Here is a 14,521-nt window from a genome sequence, read left to right as displayed (position 1 = left end):
GTGCAGTGGTCCACTGAAGATTTGAAGACACATGGCGATGCTTACTGCACGCGCCATTTCTGGTAGTGACGCTCGATGCGCCGGAACACGAAACTCTCCATCAGCCACGCAATCAGGCCGATCAGCACGATGCCGAGCAACACCTGACTGCTGTTACCGATCTGTCCGCCCGTGGACACCATCCAGCCAATGCCTTGGGACGCACCGATCATTTCCGCCGCGACCAATGCCCGCCAGCCCTGGCTGAAACCGATGCGTAAGGCCGCCGTCACGAAGGGTAATGACGCCGGCAAATAGACATGGGCCAGCAATTGCCAGGTATTGGCGCCCAAGGTTCGTGCGGCGCGAACTTCGCCACCGCGAATGCTCTGCACACCCTCCTGAATCGTCACTGCCATGGGGAACACCGCGGCAATGAAAATCACCAGCACAATCGAGACATACCCCAGGCCGAAAATGATCATGATCAGCGGCGCCCAGGCGATCGGCGGGATCGCCATGAACAGGCTATTGAGCGGCGAGATGAAATCGCGAAAGCGTGATGACAGGCCACCGGCCGTGCCCAACAAAATCGCAATAATCACTGCGGCGCAGAAGCCGCCGACCTCTTCAAGGACACTCGCCCTGAGGTGCTGCCACAGCGAACTATCGCTGAGCCAGCGCACAGCCTCGCGGGCGACATCCCATGGCTGCGGCAGGATATAAGTGGGAAAACGACTCGCCAGGGCGATCCAGATCAACAGCAGGAACGGCAGCGAAGCCCATCCCCAATTCGGTTTTGGCAAGGACATGACAGACTCAGCGCGAGGCTTTTTGCAGGTAGGAGGTGTCCACGATCTGCTCGGTCTTGAGCGTGGTATCGATAAAACCGAGGTCGTGGGAGTAATTCATCAGGCGCTGGATGAATTGAATATCCGAAGCCCGCAAGTCCGCCGACCAACCCAGTCGGGTCCGCGCCTGGGCGACGATGGTTTCTGGCGCGATGGTCTTGCCGTCAGCGCCTTGCACCGCTTCAAGCTTGAACGCCTCGGCGATTATGCGATTCGACTCGTCGGGATGCTCATTGAGGAACGCTATGGCCTTGCGGTGCGCACGCAGCAACTTGACCACGTCGTCCGGGCGCTCCTGCAAGGTTTTGGGTAGCGCGATCACTACGTACCACGGGTAATTCGGCAGCGCCTGGTTGACGTCGAGCAAAATCCGGCTCGCCCCCCGCAGCAACGACTGGCTGACAAAGGGCTCCCAGGAAAACGCCGCATCGACAATGCCTCGCTCCAGCGCCGCGTTCATATTGCCGGGGGGCATGTCGATGATGTCCAGGTCCTTGTCAGGATTGAGCCCGGCCTTTTCTTTCAGCACATAACCGCGCAGCAGGACGTCCATGCCACTGCCCTTCTTGACCCCGGCGAGTTTTTTGCCCTTGAGTTGATCCAAGCTGGCAATCGGACTCTTGGCATCGACAATCACCGCCGCCTGGCCGTAATTGACCTTGGCCAGAATCCGGCTTTGCAGCCCTCGGGAGAACCATTGGTAAACCGGTGGCGTGCCGACATAGGCCACATCCAGCTCATTGGCGGCCAACGCCTGCTGGATAACCGGGCCATCGCCCAAGGCCTTAAGATCGACATTCAAGCCTTCCTCGCGGTAGTAACCTTGTTTGTCGGCGATCAGCGCCGGGGCATTGGCCATGGCGAAGACATAACCCACACGCAGGGGCTTTTCCTCAGTGGCGACGGCAAATGTGCTGCTTGCCAGGGCGGCAACAGACAATGAAAGGGCAAGCAGCGAACGTTTGATCATGCGGTTAACTCGGGTTGTCGGGTGGTGTGGGGAGTGGCTGCGGACACTTCCATGACATGGGAAATGCGCTCCATCAGCTCATTGCGGTAATCGAGAAAGGCCGGCAAGCGGCGGGTGTTCAGGTTGGAGCGAGGGCGTGGTAGATGAATACTCAGTTCGCTATGGATACCGCCCGGGGCGATGTTGAGCACGATCACCCTATCCGCCAGGAACACCGCCTCGTCGATATCGTGGGTGATGAACAGCACCGTCTGGCCCAGCTCGGCCCAGATGCGCAGGGTCTCTTCATTCATGCTGTTGCGGCTGATGGCATCCAGCGCGGCGAAGGGCTCGTCCATCAGCAACACGCTGGGCTCCAGGGCCAGGGTCCTGGCTAGGGAAACCCGCTGCTGCATACCGCCAGAAAGCTGATGCGGCAATCGATGCGCCGCGCTCTCCAGACCGACCAGGCGCAGGTACTGCAACGCTTGAGAGCGCTGTTGCGCCTCGCTGAGTTGCGCCGTCATCCGCAGGCCAAAGCGGACGTTTTCCAGAGCGCTCAACCAGGGAAACAACTGCGGCGCCTGAAACACATAACCCAGTTCCGAACGCTCCGGCTTCACCGCTGTCTGGTTGATGCTGATCTGACCGCTCTGGGGTTGCTGAAAACCGGATAACAAGTTCAACAAGGTGGTTTTGCCGCAGCCCGACGGCCCCAGAATCGCAACGAATTCGCCAGGCCGGGCGTTCAGGCTGAAAGCAGAAAACACCTGATGCCCGTTGGGGTAGCTGAAGCTGATGTCATCGACCGTCAGCGCGTCGGCTTGCTGCTGCAGGTAGGCGTTTGTTTTGAGCATGGCAAGTGTCGTCAGGTCGTTTACAATGGGAATGCCTGACATAATACGTATTAATACATGTTGTCCCAATAACCTATTTTTATAACCTTAGAAGTGACGGCGCACCGCCCCACTCCAAGGACCCTGGAAGCCGACCGTGTCCACGTCCATTCTGCGCGACAGCGCCACCTCGCTTTACGAACAGATCGCCCATCGATTGCTGGAAGAAATTCAGCGCGGTGACTTTGAACCCACCGGCAAATTGCCGTCGGAAGCGGAGCTGGGCCAACGCTTTGGGGTCAGCCGCGTCACGGTGCGCCTGGCGGTGGGCAAGCTCAGCGATGACGGCGTGGTGGAGCGCAAGCAAGGCAAAGGTACCTTCGTGGCGGCCAAGCAGGTTCGCCACGGCCTGGATGCATTGCGCAGCTTTCACGAAGCCTTGTTGCTGCAAGGTCTAAAACCGAGCATGCGGGTCATCAGCCATGCACTGCAGCCAGTCCCGGAGGCATTGCGTGGATTGTTTGAAGCAGCGGACGATTGCCTGCTGCTGGAGCGACTGCACTTTGTCGATGACGAACCCATCGCACTCGGGCGCAGCTATTTGCCGGCGGAGCTGGCCAGCGTGGTGTGGACTGATGTCGAGCACCAACCGATCTACTCCATTCTGGAGTCGATCACCGGCATGGCGGTCACCCGTGCCGATCTGGCGATCCGCGCGCAAGAAGCGGACAAAAGCCTGGCCAGTGCCTTGCACATCAAACGCGGCGCGGCGCTGTTGGTCATGGAACGCACATCGTACTTCGCTGACGGCCAATGCTGTGACCGCACGACGTTTTTCATCCGACCTGAACGCTACGCCTTCGTCCTCAGCGGTGTGTTCAAATCCACAAGCGGCCGTTAGAACGACCGCTTGTGCACGGAGATCAACTATGCCTTCCCGACTGGATGGTCATCGGCCCCATAAGCCGTAGTTCTGCCGCCCTAGAGGTCACTGTCGAAACGGAACGACGCGCCATAAGCTGACGCTGGCAAATGGCTCGAACCGTCACCCCGTAACCGCGAGCGAAAGGTACCGCTTTGCGGTTGGGTGCGATATAGGCCACGTTTTTGCAGTTCAGGGATGACCAACTCGACGAAGTCTTCAAGACTGCCGGGGCTGATCAACGGATTGAGCATGTAGCCGCTGGTGCCTGAAATGCGTGCGTGCTCTTCGATGCGCTCGGCCACCTGTTGCGGTGTGCCTACAAGGATCAGATCGCTCCCTCGGGTAACGTTGGCAAAGCGCTGTTTGACGTCGCCCGCGGTCAACGGTTTGCCACTGCCATCGGGACGCATCACATAGGAAGTCATGCCTTCCGTGTGGGTTGAAAGCGCGTCGCTGTCGGCATAGCGGCTGATATCGATGCCGGTGTCGCCGGCGTAGCTCACCAATTGCGCCTGCAAGTGATAGTTGCTTTGCAGCTCATCATATTTGCGCTGAGCTTCGATTTCGGTCTTGGCCGTGACGATACGCAGCACCGTTAAAGACTTCACATCCTCGGGCTGACGGCCACGAGCCTGAGCCTGGGCCCAGATTTCTTCCAGCCCCTGACGAATTTCCAGTGGGTTGGATTTGGCGATGAAGATAAGTTCAGCGTGCTTGGCCGCGAACTCCCGGCCACGCCCTGACCAGCCGGCTTGGATCAGTAAAGGTGTGCGCTGGGGCGATGGCGAGGTCAAGTGCGGCCCGGCCACCCGGTAATGCTCTCCCACGTGGTTGATTGGCCGTACACGATCACCCCGCGCGTAGAACTGGCGTGCCTTGTCCGCGACCACGGCGTCGCCGGCCCAACTGCCTTCCCAGAGTTTGTAGACCACATCGAGGAACTCTTCAGCGCGCTCGTAGCGATCATCATGCTTGATCATCTGTTCCAGCCCGAAGTTGCGGGCGGCACTGGACAGGTACGAGGTAACGATGTTCCAGCCCACCCGGCCATTGGTGAGGTGATCCAGCGTGCTGAAACGTCGGGCATGGGTAAAAGGATGTTCGTAGCTGGTGGTCACGGTTACGCCAAAGGCCAGGTTTTCGGTCACGGCCGCCAATGCAGGAATGATCATAAGCGGGTCATTGGCGGGTGCTTCCACGGCCCATTTCATCGCCGCATCGGCGCTGCCGCCAAATACGTCGTAGAAACCCAGGACATCACCAAAAAAAAGCATGTCGAGATGAGCCTGGTCGGCAATGCGCGCCAGATTTGACCAATAGCCCAGAGAATTGATGGCCAGTCGTTCGTCAGCCGGGTGCGTCCAAAGGCTCGGCGCACCGCCACAGCCCACACTGGCTTGCTCATAGAGGGCAAACAAAAGAGGTTTTGGATCGGACATCGTGGTTCCTGTAAATAAAGTCATTGAACGGGGTGGATCACCGCTGAGGGCAAAGCCCCTTGTTCGAAAAAACTGACGGAAAAAAAACGCCACAGAATCGAGTCAGTGGCGCTTGTATTGTTCAACCCGAAAACGCTGTTGCCTGTTCAAAGAGAGCAGGCACTGCCACCGTGCTTTTCAAGGTATCGCTGCTGAGTTTCATCCGCCTTTTGGAATTCACCCAAGGGAAGAATGACCGTCGCCACCGGTCTTTTCAGCTGACCGGAAGCGTCCAGGCGCTGTTTGGCGACCAGCGCCAACTGGGCCTGTTGAGCGGAGCTGAAAAACAATGCTGAACGGTATTTCTCCCCGACATCCGCACCCTGGCGGTCGATGGACGTCGGATCATGCAGCGTCCAGAAGTGCTCGATCAGGCGGCTATAAGTAATCACCCGCGCATCGAAGTCGACCTGCACCACTTCAATCAGTGTCGCCTCCCCTCTGGCCGACCGTGCAAAACCGACCCTACTGTCGAGTACGCCCGGCAACTCCCTGAATGACGCTTCTGCGCCCCAAAAACAGCCGGCGCCAAACGTTGCCTGCTCAACCTGGGCTTCTCGCTGAAAATCAGTCATGCGTTGACCACCTCTTTGTAGGGCAGCAGATGCAGGTGCAACTGCGCAATATGTTCAGGACCGATGCCACAACATCCGCCGACGATGCTGGCGCCCGCGGCAACCCACGACCTCGACCAGTCAAGGTAGGACTCGGGGCCCAGATCGCGACGAATCTCCAACAACGTGCTATTGGCCTCGGCCTGTGCGCTGACGGGCGGGAAGGCGTTGGCGTAAACCCCCAGTTCAATGGATTGGCCGAGGTTCTGAATAACATCCCGGGCCTCGGCCAATGCCGCTGCCATCACTTCCGGCTGGCTGCAATTGAAGAGCACCACTGTCGCGCCCAACTCCGCCGCCACGCGCACCGCATCGGCGACGGGTTCGGATGAACGCAATCGCGACGCCTGGCCAACTTCATCCAGAAGCGTAAACGACAGCCAAAGCGGCTTGGGTTGTGCACCCAGCGCCTCGGCTACCGCCCGAACTTCAGCGATGGAACTCTGGGTTTCCGCCAACCAGACATCGACGTGGGCCTGCAGTCCGGCGATCAGTTCCCGATGAATCGCCACCGAGCGTTGATGATCAAACAGGTCCGGTCGATATGACCCCAGAGCTGGAGGCAAAGAACCCGCCACCGTGACCGGCTCAGTGCTCTCGGACGCCGCCTGGTGCGCGAGCCGACCAGCGCGCTCGGCCAGCGTTCGCCCCTGTTCGGCAAAGCGCTCATCACCAATGTGAAAAGGCACCACCGCGTAGCTGTTGGTCGTGACGATCCGCGCACCAGCAGCAATGAACGCTTTATGCGCCTGAAGCACAAACTCAGGCGCCTCGATCAGCGCAAGCGCTGACCATTCCGGCTGACGAAACGGTGCGCCTATACGCTGCAACTCGCGACCCATACCGCCATCGAGCAAACGCAAGGAAGCCTGACTCATTGGGCCGAACTCACTTTTGGCGCCGACGCTGCCAACCATTGATCAACCGTGGCGCTGTTCGCCTGTACCCATGCTTTGGCTGCGACTTCCGCCGGCTGCTTTTCCTTTTCGATCTTCAGGATCAGCTCATTGAGTTGCGCCGGATCGATAGCGACATTGCGCAAGAACTCGGCAATTTTCGGTGCGCGTTTCTGCAAGGCAGCGGAGGCCAGGACATGGACCTTGGCATCCGGGAAGGCGCAGGTAATCTGGCTCTTGTTCAGCCAGTCCGGGTCGACCGTCGGGCTGATGAATTTCCAGCAGCCATCGGCCTTATACAGCGGGTCATCCTTTTTGTTGTCCTGGGCGTAGCCGTCGAACGCCGGTTCTTCCAGGCGGCGCAAGTCGAAGGCCGAGAAGATCCAGTCCGGGGTGTAGGCATAGAACACCACGCCACGTTGCGACTTGTAAGCCGAGGCCAGTTTGGCGTATGTCACCGAGGCTTCCGTGGACACCGACTCGAACTTATCGGCAAACCCGTAATCCTTGGCCTTGATCTGGCCAATGTAAGTCGACTCCCAGCCCGCTGGTCCCACCAGCAACTCAGCCTTGCCGCCGCCCAGAGGTTCGAAGAGCTTGGCCACTTCCGGTTTTTTCAGGTCATAGATGGATTTGACCCCGTACTTGTCCTGCAAATAGCCGGGAATGTAAAACCCTTGTTCGCCCGCATACGGATGCGTGTTCGGCACCAATGACCGGGTGCCGCCAGTGACGTACTTGGCCCAAGCGGCCGATTGATTGGGCAACCAGATGTCGGTCAGCACATCCACCGAGCCATCGCCTTTCGCCGCGGCACTGAACAGTACCGGGACGTCTCCTGCCAGATACGACACATCGCCATCCAGGCGACTTTTGATCACTTCGCCGAGGATGTGCTGGATGGCGATAGCCCCCGTCCAGTTCTGCTCACCAATGACTATTTTGTCCTTGGCCCAGACAGTGGCGGGAAGGATTAGGGAGGTCAGCAATGCGGCGGCGCCCAGGGTGCGCAATACGTGTGTCTTCACAATAAGTCTCACTGTTCAGTTGTGCAGATGATCTTGCTTGCGCAAGCTCGATTGAATGATTCGATCAGGGATCAGAGCGCACAGGACGATCGCCACACCGGCCAGAACACCCTCCCCCCCCTTGATGTTGCGCAACGCCGTCATGACGTCATAACCCAAGCCGCCAGCACCGATCAGGGCGGCCACCACGACCATCGACAGGCTCATGACGATGGTTTGATTAATGCCCAGCAACAGCGACCGGCGAGCCAGGGGCAGTTGCACCTTGATCAGGGTTTGCCAAGGGCTGGCCCCGTGGGCGACCGCCGCTTCGACGGCATCCTTCGGGACTTCCTGGATACCCAGCGACGTCAGGCGAATCATCGGCGCCAGGGCGAAGATCACTGTCGCGATCACCGCGGGAGTCTTGCCGACAGAGAAGAACGCCACGGCAGGAATCAGGTACACGAACGTCGGCAGGGTTTGCATGACATCCAGCAAGGGTGTGATCAGGCGCCGTACGAGCGGGCGCTTCGCCAGCAGAATGCCGGCTGGTACACCGATGGCCAGGGCAATCAACACCGACGAGCCGACCAGCGCCAGCGTGGCAATAGTCCTCTCCCAAAAGCCGAACAGGCCGATGTACAACAAGGCTGCGCTACTGGTCAGCGCCAGCGTCAGGCCCGCCGAACGCCACGCCAGCAACACCAGCGCCAGCGCCGAAACCGGCCATGGCAACCAGCCCAGCAGGTTTTCGATGCCTTCGATGACAGTGCGAACGGCCACGATCACGCCAACGAAAGCGCTCTCGAACGTGACCTGCGACCAGCCGATGAATTCATCAATGCTCTGCGCCGCCAGCAGCAGCGCCTGGCGATTGGCCGGGAACTGCAGCAGCACGTGAGTGGTGTCAGGCGTAAGCACGCGCCAGATCACCAACGCCTGACTGACCAGCAGCACCGCCAAAGGCAGCCCCCACCCCGATACGTTGCGCCGCACAGGCTGGCGGCTCAACGAGAACACTGTGAAGCGACTGGCCGCGAACACAATCACAGCCGCCAGAATCGCCAACCATGACGAATTGGCAATGCCTTGGCCCACTGCCGCCAGCGCTGAGAGCTCAGCAGCGAACCCGAGCCAGAAGAAACCGCCCTTGCCTCGCGCGGCCAGCGCTGCCGGCCCCAGCAACAGTGCTTGCCACCCGCGCAAGCCGGGGTGGGCGGGTTGCTCGCGCGGAGCCGTTTCGGGAGCCTGGAAGTGACCGCTGTCGACGCTGCGCAGTGGTGCTGGGGCTGGGGTGCAATCCCGGAAAAAATCCGCAACTTCGGCGTCAACCGGATGTTCAAGCAACTGTTTGGGTGTGCCCAACTGCACCAGGCGGCCGCGGCGCAGCACGGCGATACGGTCAGCAAGACGTATTGCCTCCGTCGGGTCGTGTGTAACCAGCAATGTGCTGATACCGCGCTCACGCACCAAGGCCAGAAAATGGCTTTGCAGATCGCGCCTGATGGTCGGATCCAGCGCACTGAACGGCTCGTCCATCAGCAGGATGTCCGGATCAGTCACCAATGCCCGTGCCAGGCCGACTCGTTGCTGCATGCCGCCAGACAGTTCATGGGGATAATGCTCGCCCCAACCTTCCAGGCCTACCGCCTGCAACTGCAGGATTGCCGCCGCATGACGAATCGACTCGGATTCGCCACGCAGCTCGAGGGGCAACGCGACGTTGTCCAGCACCGTGCGATGAGGCAACAGGCCAAAATGTTGGAACACCATCCCGATGCGTCGCGATCTCAGATCGCGCAAGGCCGTGTGACTCAAACCGCTGATGGCCTGCCCTTCGATCAAGACCTCGCCACTCGTGGGTTCGATCAAGCGATTGATATGCCGCAGCAACGTGGATTTGCCGCTTCCGGATGTCCCCATCAGGCACAGAACTTCCCCGCGACGCACCTTCAAGCTGACATTGCTGACGGCCGGCAGCACCGAAGAACCTTTGCGCAGATAGGCTTTGGTGACGTCCCGCAGCTCAAGCACAACGTCGCCCTCATTTGTGTGATCGCTGGAGGGTTGCGCAAGCCGTTGAGAGGAGTCGATCCGGGCAGTCGGCAAAGAGGTTTGAATAAGTGTCACAGGAGCTCCGGGCAAGCAACCTCTGGATACGGGCAACGCGCTCGCCCCAGAGTAGGAAAATTGGCTGGGCCTCAGGCCATGACCCGAATACGGTTAGCCTGAAGCAAAAAAAGCGCCGCGCGTGGACCGCAGCACTTCCTTGAGGCATAAAGCTAATCGATCTTAAAAAGCAGAAATAAATATCTTTTTGGAATTAGCTTAGGCCTTCTTTTCCGAAGGTATCGGTGGCGGCGTTTCTCGAATATCGGGCCTTTGAAGGCGTGGCCGCGCTGTCGGCGAGCCCGAGCAAAAGCTTGGTCAGCGCCAACGGTGCGTTTATCACCCGCGCGCAGTTCCCCTTCGACGGGGCGCACCAATCGGAATGCTATGAACTACGCCTGAGTGCGATGGGTGAGGATCAGTCCGAAGGAAAAACCATATCAACGTCGATGGGCCAAGGAACGTACCAGCCGATCGCCCAGGCTTTGCACGCTCTGGACCAGAATCACCAGCACCACCACCGTGGCGACCATCACTTGGTTGTTGAAACGCTGATAGCCATAGCGAATCGCCAAGTCCCCCAGCCCGCCGCCCCCAATGACGCCAGCCATGGAGGAAAATCCGATCAGCATCACCAAGGTCAACGTGATGCCCGCCAGCAACGCCGGCAGCGCTTCGGGCAGCAGTACCTTGAAAATCACATGCCAGATATCACCGCCCATAGCGAGAATGGCTTCGATCCGGCCCTTGTCGACTTCGTCCAGGGCGTTCTCGACAATTCGGGCAAAGAACGGAAAGGCACCGATGGTGATAGGCACCACGGCGGCGGTGCTGCCAAGGGTCGTGCCGACCACCAGCCGGGTCAGCGGAATCAGGGCAATCAGCATCACCACGAATGGCAGCGAGCGGCCAAGATTGACCAACCCACCCAGGCCTTTGTTGAGCCGAGGCATCGGATACAAACCACCGCTGCGACTGATGAACAGCAACACGCCCAATGGCAAGCCGATAAGCAGGGTAAAGAACCCCGCCAGCACAACCATGTACAGAGTTTCACCGGTTGCATTGAGCACCAGCTGAAAGATCTCGTTCCAGTCGATCACACGGTTCATGAGCGCTCCACCCTGACGCCACGTTGTTTGAGAAACGCCACCACCCGCGTCAATTTCAGCTCATCGCCAGACTGCTGAAAAGCCACGCGCAAACGCCCGACCCGACGCCCACCGATGGACTCGACACCACTGGCCAGCAAGTCCACCTCCACGCCCTGCTGCTGCACCAATTCATTGAGCACTGGAGTGGCCAGAAGGTTGTCGAAAAAGCTCAGTTCCAAAGTCCGGGTATCGTTGCCCAAAGGCGTGCTGTAACTAGGTAGCAGCCATCGGCCAAGGCTCGAATCCGGATTGGCCAATAACTGTGCAATCGGCCCTGCCTCGACCAACCGGCCATGGGCCAGTGAAGCAGCATGATCACAAATGGACTTGACCACATCCAACTCATGGGTGATCAGCACGATGGTCAGTCCCAACTGGCGATTGATGTCGCGCAGTAGTTCAAGAATCGAGTGGGTGGTTTCAGGATCGAGGGCGCTGGTGGCTTCATCCGACAGCAGATACGCCGGTCGCGCCGCCAATGCCCGAGCAATGCCCACCCGTTGTTTCTGCCCGCCGGAGAGTTGCGAGGGAAACGCCTGAGCCTTATCGCTCAGGCCTACCAGATCCAGCAGTTCTCGTACCCGTGAATGACGCTGCGTTTTAGTGACACGCGCTATCTCCAGCGGCACGGCGATGTTGTCGAAGACGTTGCGCGAGTGCAGTAAGTTGAAGCCCTGAAAGATCATGCCGATACGTTGGCGTTGCTGGCGCAGCTCGATGTCGGACAAGGCGGTGAGGTCCTTGCCATCCAGCAGAATGCGACCAGAACTGGGGCGTTCGAGCAGATTGAGGCAACGCAGCAGCGTCGATTTACCCGCACCGCTGCGCCCCAGAATCCCATAGATCGCGCCATCGGGAATACTCAGGGACACCTCGTCCAGTGCAGGTGCCTGCCCTGGGGCGTAGGTTTTGCTCAACTGCTCGACGATGATCATGGCTTGCTGGTCGCAACAGCCACCGGGACCACCGGGATGACCGAGCCCGAGAAGTTATCAGTGATGAACTTGGCCACTTCAGGCGACGTCAGGTCTTTGGCCAGTTGCTTGATCCGTGGATCGTCCTGCAGTTTTGGCGTGGTCACCAGGATGTTGGCGTAGGGATTGTGCTCGGCCTTCTCCAGACCCAACGCATCCTTGGCCGGGACCAGACCGGCTTCCAGCGCGTAGTTGCCATTTATCACTGCAAGGTCCACGTCATCCAGGGAGCGAGGAATCTGTGGCGACTCGATCTCGAGGATCTTCAGCTGCTTCGGGTTCTCAGCGATGTCCTTCGGTGTCGCCTGATCGGTCGCCGGGTCGTTGAAACCGGCTTTGAGTTTGATCAAGCCGTTGTCCTGCAACAGGTACAGGGCGCGACTCAGGTTGGTGACGTTGTTGGGAACGGCCACCGTGCCTTTTAGCGGCACCTGGGCGAAGGTCTTGTACCGATGCGAGTAGATCCCCAGAGGTTCGATATGCACCGTTGCCGCCACTGCAAGTTTTTCTCCAAGGGCTTGCTCCTGAGACTTCAAGTACGGCAAGTGCTGGAAGTAATTGGCATCGACATCGCCGTGTACCAGCAGCTCATTGGAGTTCACGCCGTTGGGGATCTCAATGACTTTGAGGTTCAGCTTCGGGTCGAGTTTCTGCACGTACGCCAGAATCTGCGCATGGGGCACAGGGTCCGCTGCCACGCGCAACGGCTCCAAGGCCAGTGCATTGAAAGAAGCCACCAGAGCGCCCAGCACGGCCAGGGTCAATCCTGTTTTTTTCATCATGTTCGTAGTCCTTGACGGGTTCAGGCGCTCAGCGCCTTGGGGATTAGTGCATCGGCGTAAAAACGTTGGGCAACATCGGGATGGGAACGCAGGCGACCTTTGAGGTAGTTCCAGCCCACGTCACGAAATAACGGATTGTCCGGATCACTGGCCGGGCCCCGTGCTTCCCGCAGCAGAGCCGTGGGCAAGGGATACAGCGGCACTACCGCGTCCAATTGCGCACCGAGGAAAAACGCAATCGACAAGCGCTCGCTCCCCTTGGGCGGCGACAGCACTCGATGCACCGTGGCGCGCAGATAACCGTTGCTAGCCAGCTCCAGCAATTCGCCGATGTTCACCACGAGGGTGTTGTCCCGAGGCAGCGCATCGATCCAGCGCCCCTCCTCGATCTCGACTTGCAGACCGGCCTGCCCGTCTTGCAGCAGGAAGCTCAAGAACCCCGAATCCTTGTGTGCACCGACGCCTTGATTACTGGTATCCGGTGCCTGCCCCGGATAACGCATCAATTTGATGTGTTCATTGGGTTTGTCGCCGTACAACTGATCGAAAGCCTCCTGTGGCAATGACAGCGCTTGAGCGAAGGCCCGCAGCAGACGCAGCGACCTACGGGTCATGGCTTGCTGCCAATCCAGCAGTAAAGGCTTGAGTTGAGGCAGCGCCGCCGGCCATTGATTGGGGCCTTGGAGACGCAACCAGTACGGACTGTGCTCATCCTGCGGCAACACGTCCCGCTCGGCCCCCAGATCGAACTGTTCGCGCAGGTCGGGCTTGCCGCGTGTGATTTCTGAAGCCGCGCGGTTGTAGCCGCGAAAGTGCGGTGAGTTGATCATGCCGATCGCTGCTTTTTCGCTGTCCGGCAAAGCAAAGAATTGGCGGGCGTGGTCCTGCACCTGCTTCAACAAACTGCCGTCGATGCCGTGGCCGGTCAGATAGAAAAAACCCACATCCCGCGCGGCGTGACGCAAGTCGTCAAGAAACCCCTGACGCTGTGCCGCCGTGCCCTCGAGCAGTGACAGGTCCAAGGTCGGCAGGGTCGTGATGTCCTGTGTGTGCGCCATGTTTCACTCCATGTGTCTTAACTGAATCTGTAAGCCTTGGTTGAAGCTAAACGATCTTAAAAACCAGTAATAAATATCTTTTTCGCATTAGCTTAGGTCCGCCTCAAGCGAGCAGCGAGGCTGTATTTTTTGACTGGATAGGTATTCACGGGCAGTCACGAATGTTATTCGAGAACCCTTCTGTCATCGCTGAACAGCAAGCTGATGTGCGAACTTCAAGTTGCTCATGAACATGGCGTCCATAAACTTGTTGAGCGCAATCACAAGTGATCGGTAAAACTAGCGGTAAAGGCTGAACACTTACGCTGCCATCACAAGTTAATCCGATCTATCGTTAGCGTCCAAAATTCTAATCCGCGGTTTAAATGGGAAGTTACAGTAAGTCCTCTCTTGCCCTTTAAGGATGGCGTCATGTCATTAACCGCAGAAGTTGTCTGGATAAACGGGGGCGGCGCTGTTGAAGGATTAGGCGCGGCGCTGGCACGACGGTTCGCCAAAGGTGGATATAAGGTCGCCGTGAGCGGTCGTATCGCGACAAAGTCGGGGAAACTTTTTCCGTGCGCGCGAACCCAAATCATCGCTGGTATTACTACCCGCGTTTACGACCTGAAGAAGTGCTGCTGCTCAAGATCTTCGATTCGCGCACCGACGGTGTGGCGCGAGCGGGCGCACACACCGCTTTCGATGACCCTTCTACGCCACGTGATGCCCCACCACGGCGCAGTATCGAATTGCGTGCATTGGTGTTCTTCGCCGTCTAGTACATGACCGTAGTTCTTCTTCCCTTCGGACCGACATCACTGGAGCCCGTTTTGCACCACGGGCACCTGCGCCCTCGGCCAGCCCTGATCTGTCTATGCTGCTTCCTGCCTCCACTCGCCCGATCACCTAGCCGGGTATTCGCGC

Annotated in this window: 13 protein-coding genes and 2 pseudogenes; 3 read left to right on the top strand and 12 right to left on the bottom strand. The window is 58.8% G+C overall.

The genetic code is table 11. From position 1 onward, the window contains the following. Nucleotides 1-41: 41 nt before the first annotated feature. The 3 genes from K5K95_RS23190 to K5K95_RS23180 are packed head-to-tail and all read right to left on the bottom strand — an operon-like array spanning nt 42 to nt 2,636. Nucleotides 42-791, bottom strand: coding sequence for an ABC transporter permease (locus K5K95_RS23190; protein WP_222586292.1), 750 nt, complete (start codon nt 789-791; stop codon nt 42-44). A 7-nt stretch (nt 792-798) separates the two neighbouring features. After that, on the bottom strand, nt 799-1,800 hold the full coding sequence (locus K5K95_RS23185) for an ABC transporter substrate-binding protein (RefSeq protein ID WP_222586291.1): 1,002 nt from the start codon (nt 1,798-1,800) through the stop codon (nt 799-801). Further along, the gene (locus K5K95_RS23180; protein ID WP_222586290.1) at nt 1,797-2,636 is read right to left on the bottom strand and encodes an ABC transporter ATP-binding protein; all 840 of its coding nucleotides are present in this window, start codon (nt 2,634-2,636) and stop codon (nt 1,797-1,799) included. Before K5K95_RS23180 ends, K5K95_RS23185 begins: the two co-directional genes overlap by 4 nt. A 136-nt stretch (nt 2,637-2,772) precedes the next feature. On the opposite strand from K5K95_RS23180, the gene K5K95_RS23175 reads away from it, so the two are divergent. Next, a complete protein-coding gene (locus K5K95_RS23175; protein ID WP_222586289.1) occupies nt 2,773-3,516 on the top strand; it encodes a GntR family transcriptional regulator in 744 nt (247 codons plus the stop codon). A gap of 80 nt (nt 3,517-3,596) precedes the next feature. Here the strand turns inward: K5K95_RS23175 and K5K95_RS23170 are convergent, their stop codons facing one another. The 5 genes from K5K95_RS23170 to K5K95_RS23150 form a co-directional block, all read right to left on the bottom strand. Continuing rightward, entirely contained in the window at nt 3,597-4,979 is a 1,383-nt protein-coding gene (locus K5K95_RS23170; protein WP_222586288.1) for an LLM class flavin-dependent oxidoreductase, read from the bottom strand. Nucleotides 4,980-5,125: 146 nt separating this feature from the next. Then, nucleotides 5,126-5,593 (bottom strand): peptide-methionine (S)-S-oxide reductase MsrA, encoded by a 468-nt coding sequence (gene msrA / locus K5K95_RS23165; RefSeq protein ID WP_222586287.1) that lies wholly within the window; start codon nt 5,591-5,593, stop codon nt 5,126-5,128. Continuing rightward, nucleotides 5,590-6,510: a homocysteine S-methyltransferase family protein gene (locus K5K95_RS23160; protein WP_222586286.1), complete on the bottom strand. Its 921-nt coding sequence runs from the start codon at nt 6,508-6,510 to the stop codon at nt 5,590-5,592. Before K5K95_RS23160 ends, msrA begins: the two co-directional genes overlap by 4 nt. Continuing rightward, nucleotides 6,507-7,556, bottom strand: a complete 1,050-nt coding sequence (locus K5K95_RS23155; protein WP_222586285.1) for a glycine betaine ABC transporter substrate-binding protein — start codon at nt 7,554-7,556, stop codon at nt 6,507-6,509. Before K5K95_RS23155 ends, K5K95_RS23160 begins: the two co-directional genes overlap by 4 nt. Before the next feature lie 15 nt (nt 7,557-7,571). Then, nucleotides 7,572-9,632 (bottom strand): ATP-binding cassette domain-containing protein, encoded by a 2,061-nt coding sequence (locus tag K5K95_RS23150; RefSeq protein WP_261398186.1) that lies wholly within the window; start codon nt 9,630-9,632, stop codon nt 7,572-7,574. A gap of 251 nt (nt 9,633-9,883) precedes the next feature. On the opposite strand from K5K95_RS23150, the pseudogene K5K95_RS23145 reads away from it, so the two are divergent. Next, nucleotides 9,884-10,078, top strand: a pseudogene (locus K5K95_RS23145) (XRE family transcriptional regulator); the annotation flags it as partial. Nucleotides 10,079-10,087: 9 nt separating this feature from the next. On the opposite strand, the gene K5K95_RS23140 reads toward K5K95_RS23145, so the two are convergent. Genes K5K95_RS23140 through K5K95_RS23125 form a run of 4 tightly spaced genes read right to left on the bottom strand, consistent with a single transcriptional unit; the run spans nt 10,088 to nt 13,615 of the window. Beyond that, a complete protein-coding gene (locus K5K95_RS23140) occupies nt 10,088-10,759 on the bottom strand; it encodes a methionine ABC transporter permease (protein WP_095129318.1) in 672 nt (223 codons plus the stop codon). Further along, nucleotides 10,756-11,736: a methionine ABC transporter ATP-binding protein gene (locus K5K95_RS23135; RefSeq protein WP_222586283.1), complete on the bottom strand. Its 981-nt coding sequence runs from the start codon at nt 11,734-11,736 to the stop codon at nt 10,756-10,758. The genes K5K95_RS23140 and K5K95_RS23135 overlap by 4 nt, the downstream gene beginning before the upstream one ends. Further along, complete coding sequence (locus tag K5K95_RS23130) at nt 11,733-12,557, bottom strand: MetQ/NlpA family ABC transporter substrate-binding protein (protein ID WP_222586282.1); 825 nt, start codon at nt 12,555-12,557, stop codon at nt 11,733-11,735. The genes K5K95_RS23135 and K5K95_RS23130 overlap by 4 nt, the downstream gene beginning before the upstream one ends. 20 nt (nt 12,558-12,577) lie before the next feature. Next, a complete protein-coding gene (locus tag K5K95_RS23125) occupies nt 12,578-13,615 on the bottom strand; it encodes an isopenicillin N synthase family dioxygenase (protein ID WP_222586281.1) in 1,038 nt (345 codons plus the stop codon). 527 nt (nt 13,616-14,142) lie between these two features. On the opposite strand from K5K95_RS23125, the pseudogene K5K95_RS23120 reads away from it, so the two are divergent. Next, nucleotides 14,143-14,376: pseudogene (locus K5K95_RS23120) on the top strand (CmcJ/NvfI family oxidoreductase); the annotation flags it as partial. Nucleotides 14,377-14,521 lie beyond the last annotated feature (145 nt).

Source organism: Pseudomonas sp. DR48 (genome assembly GCF_019823085.1).
Classification (GTDB): Bacteria; Pseudomonadota; Gammaproteobacteria; order Pseudomonadales; family Pseudomonadaceae; genus Aquipseudomonas.
Note: the sequence above shows the minus strand (reverse complement) of the source record. Positions and strands in the feature narration are given on the sequence as shown.